This is a genomic window from Streptococcus sp. C150 (assembly GCF_000187445.1).
Classification (GTDB): domain Bacteria; phylum Bacillota; class Bacilli; order Lactobacillales; family Streptococcaceae; genus Streptococcus; species Streptococcus raffinosi.
Map to the genome: position 1 here is coordinate 1,467,068 of NZ_GL698449.1, position 26,223 is coordinate 1,493,290.

Annotated in this window: 26 protein-coding genes and 3 pseudogenes; 4 read left to right on the plus strand and 25 right to left on the minus strand. The window is 39.0% G+C overall.

Annotation, left to right across the window (positions count from 1 at the left end; genetic code table 11):
- Positions 1–29: 29 nt before the first annotated feature.
- Positions 30–896, minus strand: coding sequence for an aquaglyceroporin Gla (gene gla / locus HMPREF0848_RS06610; RefSeq protein ID WP_008535476.1), 867 nt, complete (start codon positions 894–896; stop codon positions 30–32).
- A gap of 123 nt (positions 897–1,019) precedes the next feature.
- On the opposite strand from gla, the gene HMPREF0848_RS06615 reads away from it, so the two are divergent.
- Positions 1,020–3,287, plus strand: a complete 2,268-nt coding sequence (locus HMPREF0848_RS06615; RefSeq protein WP_008535477.1) for a Xaa-Pro dipeptidyl-peptidase — start codon at positions 1,020–1,022, stop codon at positions 3,285–3,287.
- A gap of 198 nt (positions 3,288–3,485) precedes the next feature.
- Here HMPREF0848_RS06615 and HMPREF0848_RS06620 read toward each other — a convergent pair whose 3' ends face one another.
- Entirely contained in the window at positions 3,486–3,782 is a 297-nt protein-coding gene (locus tag HMPREF0848_RS06620) for a bacteriocin immunity protein (RefSeq protein ID WP_008535478.1), read from the minus strand.
- 329 nt (positions 3,783–4,111) lie between these two features.
- Positions 4,112–4,848 (minus strand): annotated as a pseudogene (locus HMPREF0848_RS10685) (IS3 family transposase); the annotation flags it as partial.
- Between the two features lie 481 nt (positions 4,849–5,329).
- On the opposite strand from HMPREF0848_RS10685, the gene HMPREF0848_RS06640 reads away from it, so the two are divergent.
- Together HMPREF0848_RS06640 and HMPREF0848_RS06645 are read left to right on the plus strand one after the other, a co-directional pair.
- Positions 5,330–7,483, plus strand: a complete 2,154-nt coding sequence (locus tag HMPREF0848_RS06640; RefSeq protein WP_037609054.1) for a peptide cleavage/export ABC transporter — start codon at positions 5,330–5,332, stop codon at positions 7,481–7,483.
- 15 nt (positions 7,484–7,498) lie between these two features.
- Positions 7,499–7,768 (plus strand): annotated as a pseudogene (locus tag HMPREF0848_RS06645) (bacteriocin secretion accessory protein); the annotation flags it as partial.
- 36 nt (positions 7,769–7,804) lie between these two features.
- Here the strand turns inward: HMPREF0848_RS06645 and HMPREF0848_RS10475 are convergent.
- From HMPREF0848_RS10475 to HMPREF0848_RS06670, 5 genes and pseudogenes are all read right to left on the minus strand, one after another.
- Positions 7,805–8,930 (minus strand): annotated as a pseudogene (locus HMPREF0848_RS10475) (transposase); the annotation flags it as partial.
- A gap of 99 nt (positions 8,931–9,029) precedes the next feature.
- The gene (locus HMPREF0848_RS06660; protein ID WP_008535486.1) at positions 9,030–9,962 is read right to left on the minus strand and encodes a thioredoxin family protein; all 933 of its coding nucleotides are present in this window, start codon (positions 9,960–9,962) and stop codon (positions 9,030–9,032) included.
- Positions 9,963–10,147: 185 nt separating this feature from the next.
- Positions 10,148–10,327, minus strand: coding sequence for a hypothetical protein (locus HMPREF0848_RS06665; protein ID WP_008535488.1), 180 nt, complete (start codon positions 10,325–10,327; stop codon positions 10,148–10,150).
- Positions 10,328–10,364: 37 nt separating this feature from the next.
- Complete coding sequence (locus tag HMPREF0848_RS10480) at positions 10,365–10,616, minus strand: bacteriocin immunity protein (RefSeq protein ID WP_008535491.1); 252 nt, start codon at positions 10,614–10,616, stop codon at positions 10,365–10,367.
- Complete coding sequence (locus HMPREF0848_RS06670; RefSeq protein ID WP_008535492.1) at positions 10,582–10,806, minus strand: leucocin A/sakacin P family class II bacteriocin; 225 nt, start codon at positions 10,804–10,806, stop codon at positions 10,582–10,584. Before HMPREF0848_RS06670 ends, HMPREF0848_RS10480 begins: the two co-directional genes overlap by 35 nt.
- Positions 10,807–11,042: 236 nt before the next feature.
- Here HMPREF0848_RS06670 and HMPREF0848_RS06675 point away from each other — a divergent pair, with 236 nt between their 5' ends.
- On the plus strand, positions 11,043–11,783 hold the full coding sequence (locus HMPREF0848_RS06675) for a LytR/AlgR family response regulator transcription factor (protein WP_008535493.1): 741 nt from the start codon (positions 11,043–11,045) through the stop codon (positions 11,781–11,783).
- An 84-nt stretch (positions 11,784–11,867) separates the two neighbouring features.
- Here HMPREF0848_RS06675 and HMPREF0848_RS10965 read toward each other — a convergent pair whose 3' ends face one another.
- The 17 genes from HMPREF0848_RS10965 to HMPREF0848_RS06780 all read right to left on the minus strand — a co-directional run bounded on the left by HMPREF0848_RS10965 (position 11,868) and on the right by HMPREF0848_RS06780 (position 26,208).
- Positions 11,868–12,269, minus strand: a complete 402-nt coding sequence (locus HMPREF0848_RS10965; protein WP_008535494.1) for a hypothetical protein — start codon at positions 12,267–12,269, stop codon at positions 11,868–11,870.
- 333 nt (positions 12,270–12,602) lie between these two features.
- Complete coding sequence (locus HMPREF0848_RS10745) at positions 12,603–12,770, minus strand: hypothetical protein (protein WP_008535496.1); 168 nt, start codon at positions 12,768–12,770, stop codon at positions 12,603–12,605.
- Positions 12,771–13,487: 717 nt separating this feature from the next.
- Positions 13,488–13,886 carry a hypothetical protein gene (locus tag HMPREF0848_RS06700; protein WP_008535497.1) on the minus strand — a complete coding sequence of 133 codons (399 nt, stop codon included), beginning with the start codon at positions 13,884–13,886 and terminating at the stop codon, positions 13,488–13,490.
- A gap of 17 nt (positions 13,887–13,903) precedes the next feature.
- Complete coding sequence (locus tag HMPREF0848_RS10940) at positions 13,904–14,164, minus strand: hypothetical protein (RefSeq protein ID WP_008535498.1); 261 nt, start codon at positions 14,162–14,164, stop codon at positions 13,904–13,906.
- A 542-nt stretch (positions 14,165–14,706) separates the two neighbouring features.
- Positions 14,707–14,961, minus strand: a complete 255-nt coding sequence (locus HMPREF0848_RS06715; RefSeq protein WP_002951792.1) for a Blp family class II bacteriocin — start codon at positions 14,959–14,961, stop codon at positions 14,707–14,709.
- Between the two features lie 174 nt (positions 14,962–15,135).
- On the minus strand, positions 15,136–15,303 hold the full coding sequence (locus HMPREF0848_RS10750; RefSeq protein ID WP_008535503.1) for a hypothetical protein: 168 nt from the start codon (positions 15,301–15,303) through the stop codon (positions 15,136–15,138).
- A gap of 15 nt (positions 15,304–15,318) precedes the next feature.
- Positions 15,319–15,498: a Blp family class II bacteriocin gene (locus HMPREF0848_RS06725; protein ID WP_002891738.1), complete on the minus strand. Its 180-nt coding sequence runs from the start codon at positions 15,496–15,498 to the stop codon at positions 15,319–15,321.
- Between the two features lie 159 nt (positions 15,499–15,657).
- Positions 15,658–17,403, minus strand: a complete 1,746-nt coding sequence (locus HMPREF0848_RS06730) for an ABC transporter ATP-binding protein (RefSeq protein ID WP_008535505.1) — start codon at positions 17,401–17,403, stop codon at positions 15,658–15,660.
- On the minus strand, positions 17,396–19,153 hold the full coding sequence (locus tag HMPREF0848_RS06735; RefSeq protein ID WP_008535506.1) for an ABC transporter ATP-binding protein: 1,758 nt from the start codon (positions 19,151–19,153) through the stop codon (positions 17,396–17,398). Before HMPREF0848_RS06735 ends, HMPREF0848_RS06730 begins: the two co-directional genes overlap by 8 nt.
- Positions 19,154–19,202: 49 nt before the next feature.
- On the minus strand, positions 19,203–19,649 hold the full coding sequence (locus HMPREF0848_RS06740; protein WP_008535507.1) for a hypothetical protein: 447 nt from the start codon (positions 19,647–19,649) through the stop codon (positions 19,203–19,205).
- A gap of 102 nt (positions 19,650–19,751) precedes the next feature.
- Entirely contained in the window at positions 19,752–20,279 is a 528-nt protein-coding gene (locus HMPREF0848_RS06745; protein WP_008535508.1) for a VanZ family protein, read from the minus strand.
- Between the two features lies 1 nt (position 20,280).
- Positions 20,281–21,390 carry a 23S rRNA (adenine(2503)-C(2))-methyltransferase RlmN gene (gene rlmN / locus HMPREF0848_RS06750; RefSeq protein WP_156780999.1) on the minus strand — a complete coding sequence of 370 codons (1,110 nt, stop codon included), beginning with the start codon at positions 21,388–21,390 and terminating at the stop codon, positions 20,281–20,283.
- A 63-nt stretch (positions 21,391–21,453) separates the two neighbouring features.
- Complete coding sequence (locus HMPREF0848_RS06755) at positions 21,454–22,182, minus strand: YutD family protein (protein ID WP_008535510.1); 729 nt, start codon at positions 22,180–22,182, stop codon at positions 21,454–21,456.
- Positions 22,183–22,211: 29 nt separating this feature from the next.
- Positions 22,212–23,585, minus strand: coding sequence for a bifunctional metallophosphatase/5'-nucleotidase (locus HMPREF0848_RS06760; RefSeq protein ID WP_037609062.1), 1,374 nt, complete (start codon positions 23,583–23,585; stop codon positions 22,212–22,214).
- 270 nt (positions 23,586–23,855) lie between these two features.
- Complete coding sequence (locus HMPREF0848_RS06770) at positions 23,856–24,086, minus strand: hypothetical protein (protein ID WP_008535512.1); 231 nt, start codon at positions 24,084–24,086, stop codon at positions 23,856–23,858.
- 143 nt (positions 24,087–24,229) lie between these two features.
- Positions 24,230–25,483 carry a GHKL domain-containing protein gene (locus HMPREF0848_RS06775; protein ID WP_008535513.1) on the minus strand — a complete coding sequence of 418 codons (1,254 nt, stop codon included), beginning with the start codon at positions 25,481–25,483 and terminating at the stop codon, positions 24,230–24,232.
- The gene (locus HMPREF0848_RS06780) at positions 25,480–26,208 is read right to left on the minus strand and encodes a LytR/AlgR family response regulator transcription factor (RefSeq protein ID WP_008535514.1); all 729 of its coding nucleotides are present in this window, start codon (positions 26,206–26,208) and stop codon (positions 25,480–25,482) included. The genes HMPREF0848_RS06775 and HMPREF0848_RS06780 overlap by 4 nt, the downstream gene beginning before the upstream one ends.
- Positions 26,209–26,223: the final 15 nt, after the last annotated feature.

The window sequence follows — 26,223 nt, forward strand, 5'->3', positions numbered from 1 at the left end:
AGCTTAAACTTCAGATTTTTTTGTATTGATTAAAGATAGAGTGATTTGAACAACCAGATAGCCAAAATCGCCGCAACAGTTGGAGCTACAACTGGAACCCAAGCATACCACCATTTAGAATCACCTTTGTGTTCACCAAGAACTGATGTTGGCAAGAGGTGGTGAAGAAGACGTGGCATCAAGTCACGGGCTGGGTTAAGAGCTGGACCTGTTGCACCACCAAATGAAATAACCAAGGCTGCAACCAAGAAACCAACACCGATGTGGGCAACTGCAAGTGCCCCGTTAGCCATTTGACCTGCGATAGCTTCTTTATCATAGCCAAGTTGTGTAGCTTGTGCAATCAACTTATGACCAAAATAGTTGTTTGTCATAGCAAGCGCACCGAAGAACAAGATAAATGAACCAGCGAACTCGTTGGCAAAACCATTAAGCCAAGCACGTTTGTGATTTTCCTCTGAGTCTGAGTTATCATCAACAGCAGAGATTGTAGAGAAAGTACCAAGGATGTTGTTAGGATTTTCAGTTTTAAGATAATAAGGTTGGTGTACCCAAACCACGATAGCTTGTCCTAAGAAAGCACCGAGAAGTTGAGCAATCAAGTAACCTGGAACAGCTACCCATGAGAAGATACCTGCAACCGCAAGACCAATTGTGAAGGCTGGGTTGATGTGGTTACCAGAAACATCACCAAACATAAGTGCTGGCATCATTACCGCAAAACCATAACCAAAACCAATAACAAGCCATCCAGACTTATTACCCTTAGTCCCTTTAAGCTCAACATTGGCAACCGAACCATTACCAAGTGCAACCATCAAAGCTGTCCCAATAAACTCAGTGATGTACTTTATAATCCAATCATGACTGAGCGCTTCTTTTAGAAAATCATTCATTTGTCTCTTTATTTCCTTTCACATTTTACAATAATTTAGACATCTATCATTTTATCAAGTATAATGTCTGATGTAAAGATATTTCTGAAATGTTTACGTATTCTTTTTTTGAGGTTTTAAAGTATGAAATTTAATCAGTTTAGTTACATCCCAGTAAGTCCTGAAATGGCTTGTCAGGAACTCCGTTCTTTGGGCTTTGAAGTCTCTCTAAATGCTAGTGCCAAGGATAATTTTGAAGCCTTTGTTCGTAAGTCCTTCCTCTTCTTTGAAGACACCGACTTAGCTTTGAAAAATTGGATTGCTGATGAGGAGACTGACCTCCTAACCTTCTTCCAGTCAGACCGTCCTTTGACTGCTGACGTCTTTGGTTTGGTAGCTCTTCAAATGCTAGGATTTGTCCCTAATGTGGACTTTACAGACAGTGCTGCTTTTCTAGAGAAAATGGCTTTTCCAATCACTTTTGATGGTAGCCTTAATAACCTGCATCAATTACTGGCAACACGCACACAGTCTGGCAATACCTTAGTTGATCAGTTAGTAGCTCAGGATTTAATCCCTGTAAGTAATGATTACGTCTTCTTTAATGGTAAGAGCTTGGCAACATTTGACACTAATCAGCTTCACCGTGAGGTGGTTTATGTGGAAGCACCAGTAGATACCGACAAAGATGGGCAGCTAGACTTGGTCAAAGTAACTATCTTACGCCCTAATGTGGACTTCCCAGTTCCAGTCATGATGACCGCAAGTCCTTATCAACAAGGGACTAATGAACCTGCTTCAGATAAGCTCACCCATAAGATGGAGGGAGACTTGCTCGTCAAAACAGCTGGTGATATCTCTCTTAGCCACCCTGAAATCAAGGCACCTGAAGCAGACCTTACGCCTATCAATCCTGTCACAAAGACACAAGAGCGTTTTGCTCACACAGATACCTACACACTTAACGATTACATGCTAGCTCGTGGCGTGGCTTCTATCTATGTATCAGGTGTCGGTACCTTCAATTCCGAAGGCTTCATGACCTCTGGAGACTATCAACAAGTTCTGGCCTATAAAGCTGTCATCGACTGGCTCAATGGTCGTGCACGCGCCTTTACTAGCCGCAACAGACAGCATACAATCACTGCAGATTGGGCTTCTGGTAAAGTGACTACTACTGGACTATCATACTTGGGTACCATGTCCAACGCCCTTGCTACAACTGGCGTTGACGGTTTGGAGATGGTTATCGCTGAAGCAGGTATTTCTTCTTGGTACGACTACTATCGTGAAAATGGACTCCTCGTTAGTCCTGGAGGCTACCCTGGTGAGGATCTCGATACCTTGACTGAATTCACTTATTCTCGTGCCCTATTAGCTGGAGAATACCTACGCCACCAAAAAAACTACGAGGCCTACCTTAAGGAGCTAAGCACAGCTATTGATCGTAAGCATGGGGACTATAACCAATTTTGGCACGACCGCAACTATGTGCAATTTGCAGACCGGGTCAAAGCTACTGTAGTCTTTACACACGGTAGCCAGGATTGGAACGTCAAGCCGATTAACGTCTATCAAATGTTCAATGCTCTTCCAGACTCTCTTGAAAAACACCTCTTCTTCCACAATGGTGCCCACGTTTACATGAATGCTTGGCAGTCTATTGACTTCCGAGAAAGCATGAATGCCTTGATTTGTCAGAAACTCCTTGGCTTAGATAATGGCTACACACTGCCTACTATTATCTGGCAAAACAACCAGTCTGATCAGACTTGGGAGGTTCTCGATAACTTTGGGCACGACAATGGTAAACACATTCATCTTGGTGAGACTGAAGCTAGTATCGCTAACCATTATGAAGAGGAAACCTTTGCCAAATACGGTAAAGCTTACCAAAGCTTCAAAGACGACCTCTTTGCAGACAAAGCCAATGCCATTACCTTGGACTTTGAACTGGACCAAGACATCCAGATTAATGGCCGTGTCCACCTAGAGCTCAAGGTTAAGTCTAGCACAAACCGTGGTCTCATTTCGGCCCAAGTTCTAGAAATGGGGGACAAGAAATATCTCGCACCTATTCCCGCACTCAAACGCATGAGTTTAGACAATGGCCGCCTCTTCAAGGAAGAAGCCTTACGTGAACTGCCATTCAAGCAGGCCAAATACCGTGTCATTACCAAAGGACACCTTAACCTGCAAAATCGCAAGAACCTCCTTAGCATTGAGAATGTCACTCCAAATGAATGGATGACTATCGGTTTAGACTTGCAGCCAACCATCTACAAACTCAACAAGGGTGACAAGCTCCGACTTGTTCTCTATACCACAGACTTTGAGCACACTATTCGGGACAATAGTGACTATGAAGTGACTGTGGACCTAAGCCAAAGTCAGATGACACTGCCTTATTAGTCTTTATCGCAAAAAATCCCATAGGATGAGAACTCCCATGGGATTTTTTGATTGTTTAGAAATAAACAAGATTTAGGCTTCAATTTTTACGATTCATTTTAATGTTATTTAAACAAATGATATATCCAAGACAGTGGAACAACACAAATTCTCAATGGACAACTCAACCTTAAAACCAAGAAATCCTCCCTAATGACATCAATAGCCATAACGAATCGCTAGCAATTTTCGCAACTCTGCCATTCGCTCCTCGATAAAGGGAGACAAGGTTAGCTGGTCTTTTCTGACCACTTCGGATATTTCTAGTGACATCCTGCTTAAGATATAGGGAGTGGCTGAACGAGAGTCTGCAAGTTCCGTTCGGTAGGAGTGGAGGACCTGCTTCAAATCAGCATAATCTGGCTTATCTCCAATAGTTTCAATTACTTCATCGATGATAGCTACTGCTTGTTTTCGTCTCTCTTTACCTCCTGCAAACCATTTAAGTCCTGTCATTAAGAAAACCTCCTTATTTCTTTCAACTAATTTTTCAATCACATCTTTAGTATAGCACACTGATAGTCATTTAAAAGCCAGCGTCCCAAAAAGTGGCTATATGTCCTGAATGGTCATTCATATACAAAATGAAAAAAATTGAGGGAGATACTCAATCTTTTTACCTATTTAATATAATATCTCAGTGCTAACATGAGTGAAGCTAAGATTGCTAATGCCCCCACAAAAGAGACAAGTGATTGCTCACCGTCATTTGTTTTAGGGAATTCTTTTGTGTCTGCTACTTTATCAGTCATTGGGGCCATTTGCCCTGTTTGAGCGTTCAGTTCCTTCTGAACCCTCTTATGATTGACCAAAAAGCCACGATTTCTTAATTCTAAATGTATCCGACGATAACCATAATTTCCCTTGTGTTCAGTAAAAATAGATTGGATTTCAGCTTTAAGCCCTTGATCCTTATCTGGTTTGTCTAGCTGTTTCAAGTGATAATAGTAGGTCGAACGAGCAAGTTTAATGGCTTTTAGAAGAATATCTAACGAAAACTCAGTGATTAATTCTTGAACAATTTCTGTCTTTCTCTTTGCTCTTTCTCGTCCCTCAATCGGAGTTCTCTCAACTTTTTTAGAACAGCGTTCTCCGCTCTTAAGTACTCATTTTCTGCTTGAAGTCGCTCTAGCTCTGTCATCTCTTCAGGTTTCTTCTTTGGCTTACGTCCCATTTTAGGCGGTCTCCCTCTTGTTTTCTCAACAATAGTATACCCATTTTTCTTGTATTGTGCTATCCAATTGTTGAGCAATCCTTGATTTGAGAGGCCATAGTCCAGGCAAACACTTTGTTGAGAACAACCTTCAAATAGAACTTTATCAATCATTTCTCGTTTTAATTTAGGAGAATAGTAACGATTCTTTCCCTTTTTGACGATGTTTATTCCATAACGGTCAATTAATTTCACCATGTACTTTAGACCAGAAACGTTCACCCCAAATTGATTTGAAAGTCGTTTTAAGTTTTCTCCTTGCTTTCTCAGTTCGTATATTTGAACTTTATCTTCATAAGTCAATTTCATAATAAAAACACCCCAAGTTAGATTTTTTCTGTCTAACTTTTGGGGTGCAGTTCAATTTAGCCTTTTTTGATAGGATTTTTTGAGATATGGATTGACGTTTTTCATAATGTTATCCCATTTCGGAATAAAAATAATCAATTTATGACATCATATGATAGAGATAGGCTCCGAGGCTATCAGCAGTCATGGTTGCCTTTGGAAATACCAGGGCTGGCACAGTAATAATGGTTAGATCAAATACGTATGCTTGTAGGACTATTTTAGAATGTTTCCTTATAATAACTATTGTATCACTTTGAAATCGATTACAATGAACTTGTCCTAAATGACCCAAAATACGGCTTAAATGGTAATAGTGGAGATGACTTTAAGATTTTTTTTACCGTTTGGGACGTATAGCAACTTTTTGGGACGCTGGCTCTTTTTATCCTGAAAATATGACATACTAATCATATGATAATTTGTGATGAAAGGGTTTGGTATGTTTCGTTTTCGTAGGACTTTTGTCCCTCAAATAGACATGAGGGATTGTGGAGTTGCTGCCTTGGCATCAGTGGCCAAGTACTATGGTTCAGATTATTCATTAGCACATCTGCGTGAGTTGGCGAAGACCAATAAAGAAGGGACAACTGCCTTAGGTCTTGTAGAGGCTGCTAAAAAAATGGGCTTTGAAACGAGAGCTATAAAGGCTGATATGTCGCTCTTTGAGATGGAAGATGTTACTTATCCTTTTATTGCTCATGTTAATAAAGATGGGAAGCTTCAACATTATTATGTTATTTATAAAAGCACCAAGGATCATCTGATAATTGGAGACCCTGATCCAAGTGTAAAAGTAACTAAAATGACTAAAGAGCGTTTTGAGAAAGAGTGGACAGGTGTTACTCTTTTTATGGGACCGGAACCCAGTTATAAACCACATAAGGATGAGAAAAATGGACTCTGGGACTTTCTCCCTTTGATCTTTAAACAAAGGTCCTTGATAGCTACTATTGTCTTGGCCAGTCTCTTGGTTACCTTAATAAATATTTTAGGTTCCTATTATTTACAAGGTATTCTAGACGAATATGTCCCTAATCAAATGAAGTCTACCTTGGGAATTATCTCAATTGGATTAGTTGTGACCTATGTTTTACAACAAATGATAACTTTTGCAAGAGATTATCTCTTAACCATACTGAGTCAGCGATTGACCATTGACGTTATCTTGTCTTACATACGACATATCTTTGAACTCCCAATGTCTTTTTTTGCCACAAGACGTACAGGGGAGGTTACCTCACGTTTTAGTGATGCTAATACTATTATCGATGCTATGGCTTCGACGATATTATCACTTTTCCTTGATTTCTCTATTGTGATTATCGTAGGAGGCGTGTTACTGATACAAAATAGCAATCTCTTCTGGCTAGTTCTTTGTTCGGTTCCAATTTATACCCTTATCGTTTTTACCTTTATGAAACCTTTTGAGCGAATGAATCATGACGTCATGCAGAGTAATGCTATGGTTAGTTCAGCTATCATTGAGGACATTAATGGGATTGAAACCATAAAATCACTAACCAGCGAAGAAGTACGCTATCAAAAGATTGATGGTGAGTTTGTTGACTATCTAGACAACTCTCTTCGCCTTTCTAAGTTATCTATACTACAAACATCATTGAAACAAGGTGCTCAACTTATTTTAAATGTACTTATCCTCTGGACAGGTGCTCAGATGGTGATGGGAAATACCATTTCGATAGGACAATTGATTACTTTTAATATGTTGCTTTCCTACTTCACGAATCCTTTGGAAAATATCATTAACCTGCAAACCAAGTTACAGTCTGCTACGGTAGCTAATACTAGGCTCAATGAGGTCTATCTGATTGAATCAGAGTTTGGACAAAGTGATGATACCTATCAAGAAGGCATTGCGGATGGAGACATCACTGTTACGGATTTGTCCTATAAATATGGTTTTGGTCGTGATACTTTGACTGATGTCAGTCTGACGATTAGACAAGGAGAAAAGATCAGTTTTGTTGGTGTCAGTGGATCTGGTAAGACTACTCTAGCTAAAATGTTAGTCAATTTTTATCAACCATATAAGGGGCACATAGATTTTAATGGTCAAAATATTAGTCGCATAGACAAGAAAACTCTTCGTCAACATATTAACTATCTCCCTCAGCAATCCTATATATTTAGTGGTAGTGTTTTAGAAAATCTTACTTTAGGTGCAGCACGGGGTATTACGCAAGCCGGTATTTTGAATGCTTGTGAAATAGCAGAAATTCGTCAAGATATTGAAAACATGCCTATGGGGTTTCAGACAGAGCTGTCTGATGGAGCAGGTCTGTCTGGAGGGCAAAAGCAACGTATCGCTTTGGCGCGTGCACTACTAACGAAATCTCCTGTACTAATCCTAGATGAAGCAACTAGTGGATTGGATGTTTTGACAGAAAAGAAGGTTATTGATAACCTCCTAGCACTAAAAGATAAAACAATCATATTTGTAGCACACAGGCTTAGTATCGCTGAGCGGACCGACCGTATCGTAGTCATTGATCAGGGACGCGTAGTGGAGACAGGCTCTCATCAAGACCTGATGTCTTATCCAGGTTTCTATTATCAATTATTTAGAAAGTGAGGAAAAGGAAACACGATGAATCCACAGTTGTTTAAAAGCACAGAGTTTTACCATCGTCGCTACCACAATATGTCTACTGTCTTGATTACTCCCTTGATTTTGTTAGTTATTTTCCTTTTTCTTTTCGCTTTTTTTGCTAAGAAGGAAGTCACAGTCATGTCTAGAGGAAGTATAGAGCCAACCAAGGTTATCGCAGTAATCCAATCAACCAGTGACAATACCATCATAGATAATCAACTGGTTGCTAATAAGGTTGTTAAAAAAGGGAACACCTTAGTTCGGCACTGTACCCTTATAATGGAACACAAGAAAACATATTTATGAGGCCGGTTTTCTGTATTCTACAGGAGACTGGTCATTTAATCTCTGTTGAATTCTAGTTTCATTATAAAATATGATGTAATTTTTAACAATATCTGTTATACTATCTTTGGTTAGGTTTCTCCAATTATGGAGATAGAAGGTTTCAGACTTTAGGACGGAATGAAACCATTCGATACAGGCATTATCTGCTGGTGTTCCCTTACGGGACATGGAGTGGGTGATGCCTTTTTCTACACAAGCCTGATAGTAAGCTTTTGAGGTGTAAACCGATCCCTGATCACTATGTAAGATCGCTCCTTGAGGTAATTCCAATTGATGGAGCGTATCCAACACAAAGTCCGTATCCTGACAATCCGAGATGGTATAAGCTACTATTTCACGATTATAGAGATTCATGATGGAGGACAAGTACAGCTTACATTTACCAAAGTATAAATAAGTAATGTCAGTGACAAGCTTCTCCATAGACTTATCTGCTTGAAAATCACGATCCAGCTTATTGTTTGTTACATGGTAAGGTTTACCTAGATTTGGTTCCTTCTTAGGACGTGTCCGACAGAGCCATCCATTCTCCTTCATGATACGATAAACTTTCTTGCGATTAACGACAAGACTATGAATTTTCTTGAGCAATCGGGTGATGCTACGATAGCCGTAGATAAACTGGTTTTGCATACAGAGTTGATCTATTTTCTCGACCATTTCATCTCTCTTCTCAGGCTTCTTACTGTCCTTTTTCCAACGGTAGAAGGTTGAGCGTTTGACGCCGAAGCAGTCCAAAATAGCTGAGACAGGATAGATTTTCTTATATTCTTCCACAAACTTGATAAGACTTACTTTATCGATTGTCTTACCAAGCTGCGATACTTTTTTAGTAGTTCCACTTGTAGGCGTAACTGTTCTACTTCGGATAGCTGTTCCATTCCTTTACCATAGGTATATTGTTTCCCCAGAGGTTGATGAAAACGATGTAGCTCATCATTCTCATACCTCTCATCCAGGTGTAGATTTGACTGACATTCTTAATTCCCAAGGTCTCCATGATGCTCTTGTTGGACTTACCAGCCTTTTTCATTTCGATGCAGGCTAACTTAGTTTCTAATGAATATGCTTTTTTGACCATAACAAAACACTCCTGTTTCTAGTTTACTAGACTTCAACAGAAGTGTTTTTCTTGTGTCTCATTTTTTGGGGCTAGTTCCGAGATACTCAATCTTTTTACTTATTTATAATAATATCTTAATGCCAACATTAGTGACGTTAAAATTGCCAATGTTCCTACAAAAGATACCGATGTTTGCTCACCATCATTTGTTTTTGGAAGAACTTTAGCGTCTACTAGTTTGCCAGCCTTTAGTGGCCTTTGACCTGTTTGAGCGATCAGTTCCTTCTGAACCGTTGACATCGGCTGTGGTTGAACAGTTGGCAAAGATTTCTCTTTCGTACCCTCTTTGGTTAGTTCTGTCGGACGGACAGTTTCAGTTTGGGGTTGAAGTTCAGAGATGGTTGGTTGCCCCTGATTCAAGGTCATAAATCGTGGACTTGAACTGGCTAAATGGTCGTAAACTGTTTGGACAGTTCCACCACCAACCCAGCCTGATAATAATTGACCATTTTCTAAATAGAGTAGTGTCGGTGTTCCTGGAATACCAATCACACCAAACACATAGTTTCTGTCAAAATCCTCACGATCTGTATCATAATACTCTAAACGTCCATCCATCAGTTGATTCAAGACCTTCAACTCGGGTGAAAATTGACGGCAATAATAACAAGTGCCACGTCCAAAATAAATGGTATGGGCTTGTCCATCCTCAGTGAAAGCATTACGCACATCATCTAAGCTTATCTTAGGTAAATCTGCAACATTGGTCTCGTATTCCTCACGAGAGACCTCAGGAATATCATCTGCGGTCTCCTCCTCGGACTTAGTTAAGGCTACCGATTCAGTGGCAGGTGATGTCTGACTATCCTCAGGTTTTGACTGCTCCTGACTATCTGATGCTTGTTCTACTGTGGTAGGTGCTGTTACTTCAACTTTTGGTGAGCTATCAACTCCCGTTTCTATCACCTCATCAGCTAAAGCTGAACCAACTGATAAGCTCAGTAATATAGATGTACTCATCAACCAAAGCGTTAATGCACGTTTTTTCATCATAAACTCCTTTCGATTACTTAGTCTAGTTTAACAATTTACAACTCTCATAGAAGCAAGCATCCCAAAAAGGGCCTATACGTCCCAAATGGTAAGAATATAAAAATCCCACTATCACCTGAAAGTTCAGATAATAATAGGGACTTTTAAAATTCTTATCAAATAAGAACCTTAATTTCAAGTTCTTACATAATAGCACAGATAGGTATATAAACCATCGGATAGGCTTCACCGCTTCGATATTTAGGTGGTGATACCCAACCGTCTTTGAGAGGGGCCCCCTCTTTGCTATTCACATTTGGCATACGACAAACAGCGCCACCTTGGGTTACTTCAAGGTCGTTATATGTTAGTTCTGTAAGCATTGGCCTGCCTCCTTAATAAATATCATCATCAACAGAGTCAATATCCGTAGCGAATGCTTAGTAATTTTCTTAACTCAGCCATACTCTCCTCAACATAGGGAGTCAATATTAACTTGTCTTTCCTAACAATTGTTGATATCTCTATCGACATTCTACTTAGAATATAAGGAGCTGAAGATTGGGATTTTGCAAGCTCACCTCTATAGGATAATAAAACTTGTTTCAATCCGCTAAAACGTAAGTCATCTCCAAAATTATGGAGCAACACCACCTGTATGCCATCCAGCATGTCCTTGAGTCCCCCAATTCATTGCAGAATTCGTTAGAATAGAATTAATTGTTTGTGACCAATCTACCCAACAACCACCATTTGATTTACAGTATAGGCCATTACCGTAATAAATGACTTTCCCCCCTTCAACACTTGCAAGCGTTTCGAAGTCAAGGGTGTTAAAGTTTTCAATTGTTTGAGTTGCCATGGCAACTACCTCCTAAAATTTTATCGTGTGATTTCTCAATCACATCTTTAGTATAGCATTCAAGTCTTTCTATCAGAGCTAGCGTCCCAAAAAGTGGCTATACGTCCCGAATTGTAATTTTTAATACATTAAACTCATAAAAAAATAATTTTATTCTCATAAAATTTGAAAATTCTTTTGGTTTATGTTACAATTTTTCAGTAAACAGTATGCATCATGAAAGGTGGGACTAAACCATGAAGATTTACTTATTAGAAGATAATCCTATTCAGATGGGACGTTTAGAAAATGCTATAGCTCAGGAACTTAAGACCTTCGGAAAAAATCTATCGTGTGTTCACTCTTTTGACAAGCCAGATCAACTACTATCTGCTATCACCTCAAATATAAGCGATCAGGTTTTCTTTCTGGATATTGAAATTAAAGGAGAGAAATTAAAAGGGCTTGACATTGCCAAAATCATTAGAGGAAAAAATCCCTATGCTACTATTATCTTTGTCGCTACTCACTCAGAGTATATGCCACTAGTTTTTGATTACCAAGTATCTGCCCTAGACTATATCGACAAAAGTCTCTCTGAAATAGAATTTAGAAAAAAGATAACCAGAGCTTTAGCTATAACTATGAAACCACTTGGGATAGAAAATGATGAGATTTTTGATTTTCAAACACAACATACAGCTATTCGCATCCCTTTAAATCAAGTTATTTATATTGAAACTTCTCCACAAAAGCATTATGTGATACTTCATGGTACAAACAACCAAATGACCTTTCGTGCAAATCTAAAGGACCTTGAAAAAGCTAGTCCTTCACTCGTATCTTGCCACCGTTCATATCTTATTAACCCATACAACATTATAAGAATCAACAAATTAAAGCGTGAAGTCGAAATGACTAATGGCAGTATCTGTCCTTTTTCACGTACCAAAGCTAAGATGCTGATGGATACTTTTAATCGAAGAAAGCTTGACTAGTTTCAAGCTTTTTTTCTGTTACTCCATCTTACCACTTATGAAAGTATCTTCTAGATTGCTTACAGAATCATCAAGCAGATGCGTTTATTGTTTAAAATAGTTTTTGACTTGAAGGTAAGCTAGAAAGTCACAAAGTATTAATAAAAGCATTAATACGGCTAGTACTATACGGTCTGTGGTATCACTGAATGTCAGTAATGTGTAAAACTCTACACAAAGCACTAGAAATGAGATGACAAGAAAGACGATGAAGGACTGCTTTATTGTTAATCGACTCTCTGAATCTGGACGCTTCTTAAGCATACGGTAAAGCAGTCCATTTACTAAAATGACTACTAAAGCTAGCACTCCGACTGCTAACCAAGTTCCTGGCGAGGTCTTGCTTTTGTAGAGAGAAATACTGATACTTATAAGGAAAACTGCCAATACAGCAGTGACGACCCTAGAAAATTGCAATACTCTAGAACTAATATTCTTTAACTTCATGATAAAACACTTAAGCTATGAATGAATAACCTCAGTCAGTCTTGTAAACCGAATAAGCTATTACATTTAACTCTATTCCTTTCTGTATTTTATTATACTGCTGTAAGATCTCAAGTAAGCCCTTAGCGATTACATTCTACTGGAGATGTAATACAGTAGCGTCATTAGTACTGATACTTTAAATAGGCGAATATACATATCTTTGTTTTTTCTATTTCTAAGATATGCAATCAAATATAATATAATCTCCGCTATTATTAGCAAGAATAATTTCACTTCGGGAACATCAAAAATAAGCATTTGCAAGCACCTCACGTTCAAAGGGGACAAAGGTTACTTTTGAAACTGTCCCCATTTTTTAAAAAGTAAGCTATAAAGAAGCACCGTTAGCCCTAGCAAGTTAATGGTATGGTGAACTGCATCCAAGCTTCTAAATAGATTAGCGAGGCCCATTCCTATGAGAATGGTAGCCAGTAAATACGGTTTTGAGTTTTTGAACATACTTTTCTCCTTAAAGTGTTTTTAGCGTTCTGTGCACAAGCTATGAGTTTATTATAGGCTGGAATCCGAAAAAAAAGTAGTGACATAAATGTCACTACTCGCATGACCTTATGTACTTGATAATCGTATTTTAGTCATGATTACAAATACCTCTTCTCTTATATCGAAATTTTCAACCATTTTTCACATGCTATTCACAGACCAGCAATTGACAAGGTATCTTAATTAAGATTTCTTTTTAGCGGAATTGGTAGCCTTGTATTTTTCAAGAAATGACATAATAGGCTTATCTAAAAAAGTCATCAAGGCCATGCAAACCATCCCTAAAATATAACTCTTCAAATCAAACATCATTCATCACCACCTTCAACGGTTACAAATGACTCAAGGTTGAGTGTCTCAAAAGTGTCAATTGTTTGTGTAGTCATTCTAATAACCTCCAAAATATTATTTTTTAGCTTTTTTATCTCAAGCTATGAATTTTATTATAGATTTGAAGCCGATAAAAAAGTAGTGACATGAATGTCACTACTTGTCTGACCTTATGTCCTCGATAATTGTACACATAAGAAAGAGAAAAAGACATAACCCAATAAGATTTAGGCATTGAAGTCCAAAACTCAGTTTTTCTCCCAAATTATGTACAGCGACAAGGATGAAGCCCATAGACATTATTAGAGACACTAGACGTTTTTTGGTCATGAGTATGGATACCTTTTACCTTTTGAAATATTTTTTAACTTGAAAATAAGTAAGAATATCAAATAAAATCAATAAAAGCATTAAAATAAATAATACAATACGATCCGTAAAGTCCGTTAGTGTTAGTAGTTTGAAAAACTCGACACACAAGACAAACAATGAAACACTAAGGAAAATACCAAATGATTGTTTTAGCGTCAAATAGCTTTTTGTTACTGATTGTTTTTTTGATAACCGGTAAAAAATAATGTTGATCACTCCTACAAATATAGTAAGCAAGCCTAATCCAAACAGAACCCATACCGGAGTCTCTTTCTCATAAAGGTAAAAACCTAAATTAATGAGAAAAACAACTATTGCAGCACTACCTAGTCTTAATAACTGTAATGCTACTGCATTATTTTGTAGTTTCATGATTAGTAAATTTTTAATTAATGTGGGAAAGCATAACCAAGACCAGCTCCGACAACTCCACACCCTACAATAGCATAAGATGCAAGCGTAAAGAGTGGAGCACCTGATGCGGCACAGAAATAAATTCCCTCAGCAACACCACTAGCCCCACTTAGTAAACGTCCCCAATCCACTTTTCCCCCTTCAACACTAGCAAGTGTTGAAGGGATCAAGAGTGTTACAGCTTTCAATTGTTTGAGTTGCCATGACAAGACCTCCTTAAGTGATTTCTCAATCACATCCTTAGTATAGCACTCGGGGAGTTGTTTAGAAGCTAGCGTCCCAAAAAGTGGCTATATGTCCCGAACGGTAAAAAAATATAAAAGACCACTTTAAGATGATAAAGTGATCTTAATAGTCATTATCGAATAAGAACCTTGATTTCAACTTCCTACATAAGAACACAGATAGGAAGATATACCATCGGATAGGCTTCGCCACTTCGATATCTAGGTGGCGATACCCTACCGTCTATAAAGGGGTCGTAGCTACCACCAGCTTTATTATTTGTTCTAGGCATAATACAAGATACCCCACCTTGGATGGTTTCAAGGTCGTTATACGTTAGTTCTGTAATCATTAGTTAACTCCCCATCTACATAAAAATAAACTATTTGCTCAAAGAAAATAACACTATCTTATAAACAAATTATTAAAAATTGTTATGAAAATACCCGTATATGTTCAAGATGATTTTTTATGTTTATTTTTTATTGACCTTGTTGAAAAAGATATTACCTAACAAAGCAACAACAAAACCTATAATAAAATATACCATAGATTAGCTCCACCAGCAGGTTGCTCCATAGGCAACAGTACCACCTGCACCACCTAGAACACCACCAGCTAGATAACCAGGAACTGAGCCTACAACTGGTAAAACTACATTACCTCCAAACGCTCCTCCGATAGCTCCTCCGATAGCTCCTTGAACAGTCGCTCCACCTGCGCCTCTCCAACTACATCCACCTCCTTCAACACTAGCAAGTGTTTCAAGGTCGAGGGTGTTAAAGTTTTCAATTGTTTGAGTTGCCATGGCAACTACCTCCTTAAATGTTATTGTGTGATCTCTCAATCACACTTTTAGTATAGTACTCGGAGAGTTGTGATGTCAGAGAAACAATATTCAAAAATATCATTTCTCAATTGACACAACTTATCCAGTTCCTATTAGATTTAAAAATTCTGATGAGTACTCACAGGAATCTTCCTATTTTTTGAGTTGCTCCCATTTGCTAAAAATCAGACTATAAGTGATTAATGCCAACCCCACCAAATTAATGATATGATGAACAAAATCTAAATTTCTAAAAAGGTTAGCAATACCAAATCCTAAAAGGAAAATGGCTAGTAGATACATTTTTTTATCTTTAAGCATAGAGTCACCTAAATATTAGCAGAATGTGGCATAACCAACCAAAGCTCCTCCCCAGTAACCTACTGGGCCTCCTGCTGATCCTACTAGAGCAGATCCGATTGTGCCGGCATAACACTTAACCCATCCACCACCTTCAACGTTTGCAAGTGCCTCAAGATCGAGTGTTTCAAAATTGTTCATTGTTTGTGTTGTCATTCTAACAACCTCCTAAAATATTATTTTTTAGCTTTTTCTCTCAAGCTATGGTTTTATTATAGGTTGCAAGCCGACAAAAAAGTAGTGACATAAATGTCACTACTCGATTTTGATTTTTAAGAAATCTTTTCGAATATAGAATCTATGGTCTAGACTAACTTACTCTCCTTCCATTGCACCTGCTTGTAGGCTGTACATCTTGTGGTAAGTACCACCGAGGGCTAGAAGTTCCTCGTGGCTACCGTGTTCGATGATGCGGCCCTTGTCTAAGACATAGATGCAGTTGGCATCTTGGATAGTCGATAGGCGATGGGCAATGGCAATGGTTGTACGTCCTTGACGCATTTTTGCTAGAGAGTTTTGAACAATAGCCTCTGTCTCCGAATCAATATTAGCGGTAGCTTCATCCAAAATTAAGATTTTAGGCTGGCTAGCAACGGTCCTAGCAAAGGCTAGAAGCTGACGTTGACCAGTTGAAAAACTTGAACCTCGTTCAGAAACTGGAGCATCATAACCTTCTGGAAGTTTGTCAATAAAGTGGTTGGCATCCACAAACTCAGCAGCGGCTCTGATCTCTTGATCAGTTAAATCTTGATACATGGCAATATTGGATTTGATTGTACCATGATAGAGAAAGGGTTCCTGAAGGACAAGACCAATGTTCTTACGCAGCTCTGCTTGACTATAATCACGAATATCCACACCGTCAAGAAGAACTCGTCCTGATTGGAACTCATAAAAACGCATGAAGACGTTGATAATAGAGGATTTTCCGGAACCTGTAGAACCGACAAAGGCGATGGTCTCACCTTTATTGACAGAGAAGGATATGTCATCTAAAATCTGGTGTTTACCATCATAGGAGAAGGAGACATTTTCAAAGCGAATGTTCCCCTCAGTAACTTTGGCATCTGTGTCTCTCTGTTCAGGTTCATAGGTACGCTCGTCAATCAAGGCAAAGACCCGACCTGCTGAGACCATAGAGGTTTGTAAGGTTGAAAAATTCTGCGTCACTTCAATCAAGGGATCAAAGAGGCGGTTAATGTACTGGATAAAGGCATACATGGTCCCCACTGTGATGCCCAGATAGATACCTCGGTAGCCAAAATAGGCCATGAGAACAGCATAGCCAAGGAGCTTCAGTAAACTCATGGCTGGGCGTAGAAAGAGAGAATCCAGTGACATGGACCGGCTGGCGTAAATCAAGTGTTCCTCATTAATGGCATCAAACTCTTTTTTGAGGCGTTTCTCTTGGTTAAAGGCCTGAATGATGCGAATCCCTTCGATACTCTCTGACAATTTGGCATTTATATCTGAAAGCAAGGCTCTGGTCTTTTCAATAATAACCACTGATTTTTTGCGGTAGAGGTTAACCAGAAGAACAATCAGAGGAAGAAAGAGCACAATAAGCCCTGTCAGACGAATGTCCAAAATCATCATGGTATAAAGGGTGGTCACAAAGATAAAGATAGCCGAAATAAAGCTAGACAGAATCCCTGAGAACATCTCGCTAATAGTCTCTGTATCATTGGTCAAGCGGGAAACAATAGAGCCTGCTGGAGTTTTGTCAAAGTAGGACATCCCCAGTTTTTCCATATTGGCAAAGGCATCTCGGCGAATATCCCTGACAATACTGTAGGACACACGCGCAAAAAAGAGATTTCCCAAATACTGGACTAGGGTCTGCAAGAGATAAAGACCATAGTAACCAATCAGAATCAAGCTTGCCGCCTGATTCATATCATGAAGATAGTGGTCGATAAAATAAGAGGCCACAAGGGGAATGATACTCTTAATAATCGTTGTGGACAAGAGGAAGGTCAAAGCTAGAAAGGTCAAGAATTTGTAAGGCTTGAGATAAGTCAAGAGACGCTTAAACACAGACCATTGGTTTTGATTAGGCATCGACTTCTCCTCCTTCCATTTCTAACTGTTGAGACTCATAGGTCTTGGCATACCAACCACCCTGGGCTAGCAAGTCCTCATGACGGCCACGTTCAATGATGCGACCATCCTGCATGACTAGGATGAGGTCAGCGTGCACCACCGCACTCAGACGATGGGCGGTAATGATCGTCGTCTTGTCCTTGCGGGTATGTTTGAGATTTTCAATAATAGCATGTTCTGTCTTGGCATCAACTGCCGATAGGGAGTCGTCCAAAATCAAAATGTCTGGATTCAAAATCATGGCTCGGCTCATAGCCAAACGTTGTTTTTGACCGCCTGATAAGCTGACACCCTTTTCACCAATAATCGTTTCAAATCCCTCAGGCATATCCTTGATATCATCATAAACTTGAGCTAACTTAGTCGCTTCTTCCACCTTATCAAGGGCGAGGTCAGTATTACCAAAACGGACATTGTCTAAAATAGAACTAGCAAAGAGAAACTGGTCTTGAGGAACATAACCCATCAAGCTACGCAAGTCTGATAGGCGATAGTCTCGGATGTCATGACCATTCAAATAGATGGCTCCTTGATTGACATCGTGCTCTCGCAAGAGCAACTTGACAAGAGCCGTCTTCCCTGAGCCAGTCTGTCCAACCAAACCAAGGGTTTGTCCCTTGTCCAAGGTGAAATGAATATCTAGCAAAGTATCCTCATCCTCAAACGCAAAGCGGTCAATCGCATATTCTAAACGACCATTTTCAATGCTTGGAAGAGGATGCGCAGGATCTTGAACATCTGATTCCTGTTCTAAAAGAGTCTCAATACGTTGGTAGGACACATTTCCCCTCTGTGTGATATTAAAGAGGAAGCCAATAGCCATCAGGGGCCAAACCAGCATGTCCAAATAGGTAATGAAGGTTACCAAATTTCCGACTGTTATCTGACCAGCCTGAATCATAAAGGCCCCGACAAGAAGGGTCAAAACATAAGATGAACCAACAAAGAGCAAGACCAAGGGATCAAAAAGGCTGTCATACTTCATGGTATGCATATTCTTTTTAAAAGTCATCTTATTGGTCTCTTGGAAGGACTGAAGCTCAGCCTCCTGATAGCCAAAAGACTTGGTTACCTTGATACCTGACACCGATTCTTGGACCTTATTATTAAGTTCTGAAAAGGCTGCCTGGGATTCTCCAAAAGCTTTATGGGTCTTACGTCCCAAACGACTGGTCGCAAAAGCCATGAAGGGGAGGGGTAAGACAGCCACCAGGGTCATCTGCCAGGAAATACTGAAGAACATGGTGATTAAAGTTACCAAGGCTGTGATAGATGCATCCACGGCTGACATGACACCCCCACCAGCCAAACGGGTTAAAGAGTTAATATCATTGGTCGCATGGGCCATAAGGTCACCAGTTCGGTACTTTTGGTAAAAAGAAGGCGACATCTTGGTAAAATGCTCAAAAAGGCGTGACCTCATAATCTGACCCAAGCGATAAGAGGTCGCTAAGATATACATGCGCCAAACATAGCGCAAATAGTACATTCCTAAAGCTGCCAAAAGCAAATACACAAGATTCAAAAGCAAGATCTGATTGGTCAATTTTCCCGATGTAATAGCATCAATGACCCGCCCCATAACCATAGGAGGAATCAGATTGAGAACCGAAACCAGACTCAGTGCCAAAATCCCGACAATATACCGGCGTTTTTCTAACTTGAAAAACCACCAAAGTTTTGCAATGATTGATTGCTTAAAAAACAAATTACTCCTCCTATCTTTACAAATGGGTGATTATTAGTCTAACGACAGCTTACTTCCAATAACGGTAGATTGTCCCATCTTCTAGCTCAAAATAGCCAATAAAAGTCAGTTTCCCAAAGTCAGTAGACTCTGGCAATTGATAGGCAAAGGAATCAAAATTATATACTCTATTCCCACCATCCATAGAGTAACTCTCCTTATCATGGATAACTGATTCATCCTTCTTAGGGTTCCAAATGCGTCTGATGTCATCAGACGTCTTATATTCTCTGACGAAATTGTACAATTCAAAGTTGGTTGCCTCACTGAGATAGCGACCATCGGTGTTATAATTAGCAACCTGACGCTCTCTCTTTATCTCAGGAAAATTCCAAACCTGCCCTCTTTCTCGCATAATATCGGAATCACGTCCGCTTTGATAAGTATCTGCTTTAACCGTTGGCATCGTTGCTCCTAGTGTTAATACGGTGACTAGTGTCATCATTAAGTGTTTCATTGTTTCTCCAAAAGTGTTTATTCATTTTTCCCTCTTTTGAATGTGTTATCTTTGTATGATAGAAAATAAGCGAAACCTGAGACGCGTAAGCTCCCAGGTTTTTTACTCTTTAAAATGCATTTGAATCAGTTTTACAAGGAGGCGGTAGACACCTAGTGCCACCAAACCTCCCAAAGTATTGGTCCATAAATCATCTAGCTCAAAGACACGATTAGCATCAATGAGAAGGTCAAGAATGACTTGTCCGACCTCAATCGTCAAAGACATGGCAAGCGTCGCTACAAGGACCTTTTGCCAAGACCTAAATCTTGGGTGCAAGGCTAGGAGTCCTAAAATCAGCGGACTCAGCAAGAAAATATTGGTCACATTTTGCCCAAGGACAAAGACAATTTCCTTAAGACTATCCAATTGATTAAAATTTGTTAGACTGTTGAAGGGTGTCAAGAGCACCACTACACGACCAAAATGTTGAATACCAGGAGTTTCAACACCTTCAACTAGCCCATACTGGGGTGTCCAACATAGGAACACTAAACAAAGGAGATAGGCACAAACCAACATTCGGCTTACCTGTCTTCCTTTTGGTGTTAGTTCTCCATCCTTATCTACCCAAGTCTTAAGCTGAAACATCTTACTTACCTTCTGATTTACCGGAAGCTTCTGCCACAGCCTTTTGACGGTCACGTTTCATGGTGTTTGAACGCAATTGTCCACAAGCAGCATCGATATCTGTACCGTGCTCTTGACGAACCACGCAGTTAACCCCATTTTTCTTGAGCACATCGTAGAAGGCTGCCACACGTTCCTTGGTTGAACGACTATATTGGTCGTGCTCTGATACTGGGTTATATGGAATCAAGTTGATGTACGACAACTTACGGATTTTCTTAGTCAAATCAGCCAACTCTTGAGCATTTTCAGGGTGGTCATTGACCTCATTAAGCATGATGTACTCAAAAGTAACACGACGGTTGGTTGTCTGGATGTAATACTCGATCGCTTCAAAGAGTTTTTCAAGTGGGAATGAGCGGTTAATGCGCATGATGCTTGAACGAAGGTCATTGTTTGGCGCGTGAAGTGATACCGCAAGGTTCACTTGAACTCCTTCGTTGGCAAATTCCTTGATTTTTGGTGCCAAACCAGATGTTGACACGGTAATGTGGCGTGCTCCAATAGCAAGACCATTGTCATTGTTAATAGTACGCAAGAAGCGAAGCACATTGTCATAGTTATCAAATGGCTCACCGATACCCATAACAACCACGTGGCTGACACGTTCACCATCGCCACGGTCATCAAAGTATTTTTGAACCAACATGATTTGGGCAACAATCTCACCAGCAGTCAAGTCACGTTGTTTCTTAATCAAACCACTGGCACAGAAAGTACAACCAATGTTACAGCCAACCTGAGTTGTCACACAGACAGACAAACCATAGTGTTGACGCATCAAAACGGTCTCAATCAACATACCGTCAGGCAATTCAAAAAGATATTTAACGGTACCATCTTTAGATTCTTGGACGATACGTTGTTTCAATGGGTTTACGCAGAAATTCTCATTCAACTTGGCAATGAAATCTTTAGAAATGTTGGTCATTTCTTCAAAAGACTGCACACGCTTCTTGTAGAGCCAATCCCAGATTTGAGTGGCACGGAATTTCTTTTCACCGTGTTCCATAGCCCAGTCAATCAACTCCTCACGAGTGAGACCATAGATAGATGGTTTGTAACCTTCCATATCTTCCAACTTCTGGCGTTTACGACGTTCTGGCTTTGCTTGTCTTGTTACTTCTGACATCCTTTAATTTCCTTTTTTTCTGATTGTAAAATGATGACCATCTGACTTGGTCTTGCTTGGTTTCTTCGATACGTTATTGGGGATTTTAGACTTTGAGGCCTGCTTCTGACTTTTCTTAAAGTTTGACTTGCGCTCACGGGCGCCATCCTCTGGTCTTGATTTAAACTTAGGACGTCGCTTGATTTTCTCAAAGCTTGGCCCCTCTTGATCCCTGTCTCTTCGTTTGGGCTTGTCCGATTTTTGCTTGCCAGAAGCCTTTTGACTCTTATTCTTTTGAGAAGCATTACGATCTTTCTCTCTGGCTTCTTGAGAAGAGTTGCGACGACTATTCGAACGACGACGCTTGCGTCGAGGCTCACTCTCCTCTTCAAAGACAATTAGCTGTGGCTCTTCATTTTTCAAAATAAAATAGGCACAACCAAAGGCACAGTACTCACGCAAATACTCTGACAAACGGCTAATACGCTCCGTCTTTCGAGTATTTGGGCGTTCGTCCTCGTAAAATCCCTTAAGACGAAGCTGATCATTCGACCAATCTCCAACAATATAATCATACTTGAGCATGATTTCAGAAAAACGTTGCCCAAAACGGGTCGCGTCTAAGGCATCCTTATGATTTTCAAGAACCGTAAACTGACAGGCATCTGATTTCAGAAGGTCGGCCACATACACAAAGTCTGGCCCTGGATATTTATTATAATTAAACATTTCTGGCAAGATTTCTTTACGCATGTGCCATCCTTTCTGCTGACTCTTATTTTCTATCTTGATGCTGTGATAATGCTCTTATCCCAATTGGCACCATTTTTTCTCAAATATTTGGCCACAAGCTCCCTTAACAGGTCTGGAAAAAGAAGAGTCGCATCCTTTTCCTTGATGGTAGGGAAATAAGCAGCATAGTAGTACTGATCCACAAGGACCAAACTAAACTTTTCATGAGAATCTACAACCCTACCATTATACAATAAATTACCGTTTTTGTAAGCAAAATTCCCTGTGATTACCTGACCAAATGTTTTTCCACGAAAGCCCATGCCTTTAATGGTTTGATTTCTGAGGAGTTCTGCCTTGGTGAAAACTTCTTGACAAATTTCTTTGAGCTCTTGGCCGGTCACTACCAGACGGGCCATTCGCATTTGATGGGGCAGAGCTTCTTGTAGGTCTGCCATGTTCACTTGAGGACCTAGTGTTTTCATGATGAGTCCAGTATTTAAAACCGTTAACTGACTATCCGTCTCTTGACAAACAGCTTCTAGCACCACCTGACAAGTCTCATCAAAACTCAATTTTCGACCTAAATCAACCACCTTTTCCTGAGCTAATCGACGATAGCCTTCCTCTCGCATGGCCTGAATAAAGACTTGGTCTTCCTTGTCCAAATCTAAAAGATAGGTTTTGGTAGGAATAGCTACAATCTGACACTCCCTTAATTGCCCGTCTTCCACAGTCAAGTCAATGCAGCCGATATAATAACCATACCTATCTGCAGCCGCCAAATAAGTCTCATTAATCAACTTGCCCTCTTCAAACAGGTGGTGGGTATGGCTCCCGATAATAAGATTCACCTGAGGGTAAGTCTCTGCAATCTGCTCATCATAGCGGATTCCTAAATGACTAAGCAGCACGACTATGTCTGCATCCAGAACCTCAGGACGAGCCAAATCCTCCTCCAACTGCGTAAGTGGATTCAAAACCTCCCAACCATTTGGAGCATAGGTGACATAATATGGAAAAGTATAAGCTAGAAAAGCAATCTTTGTCCCCGCTTTAGTCTGATAAATCAGATAAGGCTTAGCCCAGTCAGGTTGTCGGCCCTTGTCCTTGAGATTTCCTATGATAGGCTGAAAATTAGCCTGCTCATAAAGACAGTCTAGCTCAGCCTTAGCCAGTCCAATCCCTTCATTATTTCCAATAGTCGCATAATCTATTCCCAACTCATTCATCAGGGCGACATTAAAACGTCCAGCTGTCGCATCGGATAAGGGGTGGGACTTATCCACATTGTCCCCAAGATCTACCTTAATCAGCTCTCTATCCGTCTGACTCAAATCATCCACAGCTCGCTTAAGTTGTGGATACTGTTCGAAATGAGAATGTAAATCGTTAATATGGAGAATTCGAATCGTGTCTTTCATGACTCCTATTTTAGCACTTTTACCATAAAAAAACTTGACATTCAATCCGCCAAGCCTTTAACTATTTTTCAAACAGGAAGGTATTCCTAGTTAACTTTCTTTTTTAAATATTCTTCTGCGAGATGATAGACGTCATCTGCCAGGGATATACTGACATAGATGCACACAATTGAGAAAACTTCTCCTCTAAAGTGTTGCCAAGCAAGGAATATAAGCCCATAAATTAGGAGAGCAAGTACTATTTGGCCAAAAAATTGACTCACTAGTCGTCTAAAAACCACAAGTAAGGCCATAAGTAATCCCACCTTTAATACCATAACCAATACCCTTTAAGGCTGCACCTTGCCAAGTACCTGTTTGAATACCACCTTTAACGGCTCTCCCAACAGCCCCGACACCTACGGCAGCTGTAGCTCCCCAAAAACTACATGCTGCACCCACAATGGTAGAAAGATCTTTGGAATCAAGCATGTCAATCTTATCAATAGTTTGTATTGTCATTAAAACAACCTCCTCAAAAAAATCAAATCATAGCTCTTTATTTCAAGCTTTGACTTGATTATAAGTCAGAAGCCAACAAAAAAATAGTGACATCAATGTCACTACTTTTTTGTTGGGGGTGGATTCATCTTTGGAATTACAAATTATTTTATTTTTAACGGAATAACAACTAGTACCACAAATTGATTTGACTGTATATTAATATTCAGATGTCCTTTCAGTTTCATGATTCTATCATAACTACTTTTTATTCCTAGACCACGTCTATTAGGTAATTTTATAGATTTCATTCCGTCATAATTGATATCTATTTCAGAAGTAAGTATAGGATTCGCCACTCTAAAGACTAATTTATTATTCTTAAAACGTAATACTATTTCGATTGGATTCGTTAATCCATTACGTTCAATCTCCTCTATTGCATTGTCGATAATATTTCCAAGAATAGCGCAAGAATCTATAGCAATCGAACTTATATCTAAGTTGTAGGGGATTTGCAAATCTAGATGAAACTGGACTCCATCTTTTTTCATTTTAGATATTTTTTGATTTAATATAGCGTCAATTGGTATACATCCTGTAATCTTGCGATTAAAAACCTCCTGTCCCAGTATCTCCTGAGTTATTGCTTTGATGTTTTCAAAATCATTACTATCTGCATAAAAATCTATTGAGGAAACAATATTTTTTAAATCATGTCTGAGAATTGCTAGTTCTTCTTCTTGTTGAATGATTTCACTGGTCATGCTATTTTCATCAAAAGCAATTTTGCCTTTGATAATATCAAAATTTTTTTCACTTAAATAATTGTAAAGCACAATTATAACAATGTTTATCAATAATAAATAACTATCAAATATCAAAACTCGACTTAAAGGTAGTGGAATCTTATATAACAGTAAAATAATTGACAAAAATGGAGGCAACGATAAGATACCGTATTCTATTTTGTTCAGCTCAAATAAATTATCTATTTTAAAGTGTTTTAAGCCTAACACAAATAAAAGGGTTAAAAACATCAAAAAGAATTGAGCGAAAAAGATTTCGATTTCTTTTGTTTGTTGAACTTGATGTAATAGCAATATTGTTATATCTTCTTGAATCAAAAACCAAAAGATCAGGAATAAATAATGAAATACCTTTTTCATCACATCTCCCGATAAAAAGAGGAAAAGAATCAAGAAAGTTAATAGCAAAGATAAGAGTTTAAAATCTAACAATGTATTATGATTTATTGTTATTGATGTGTGCCCAATAAAATAAACAAATAAGATCAAACAATAAAACTTGCTTTTGGGAATTCTGATCACAAAAAAGTGTTGTAAATAAAACCAAACAACAAAGCTTTGGAATAAAAAAAGAGAGAGCAGTCCCACTGATTTATATACATCAATCATAAACCGAAACTCCTCTCAATAAAATGGCTGTATGCTGTTCTCACGACTTTCTTCCGACTTCTACTAATAGCAATACAACTGCCATTTATCATAGTTACATCATTCCGATTAAATGAAGCTATATGATTTAAATTAATCATTGTTCCACTATTAACCCTAACAAAATGCGTTGGAGGTAATTCTTTTTCAATTGCTGATATCCTCCCATAAAATGATGTATCACTACCGCTAACTAATTCAAGGTGGATTTTCCTACCAAACTCAGAATATAGACACACAATATTATCTAAGTTTATTTGGAAATGTTCCGTACCTATCTGATAAAACATAAATTTTTGTTTTGCAGTTAATTCTACCAGAACATCTCTGAGAACCTCTCTTAATTTTTCAATAGATACAGGTTTTATTAGATAACGAAATGGAGAGACTTCAAAGCTTTCTAAAGCATATTGCTCATAGCTTGTGACATAAATGAGTATAAAATTTTTATCAATATTTCTCAATAACTTAGCAGTCTCTATACCATTTAGACCCTCCATTTCAATATCCAAAAATATCAAGTGATAGTTGTCATTCTGTCCACTCATGGTGTTTACCAGACGGTCTCCTTTGTAATAGCCATCAATTTCATATTGGACATTGATTTCATCAAAGTATTTTGAAATATGAGTTTCTAAATTACTCACTTGTAAGCTATCATCATCACAAATTGCTACTTTATACATCTGTCTCTATAAATT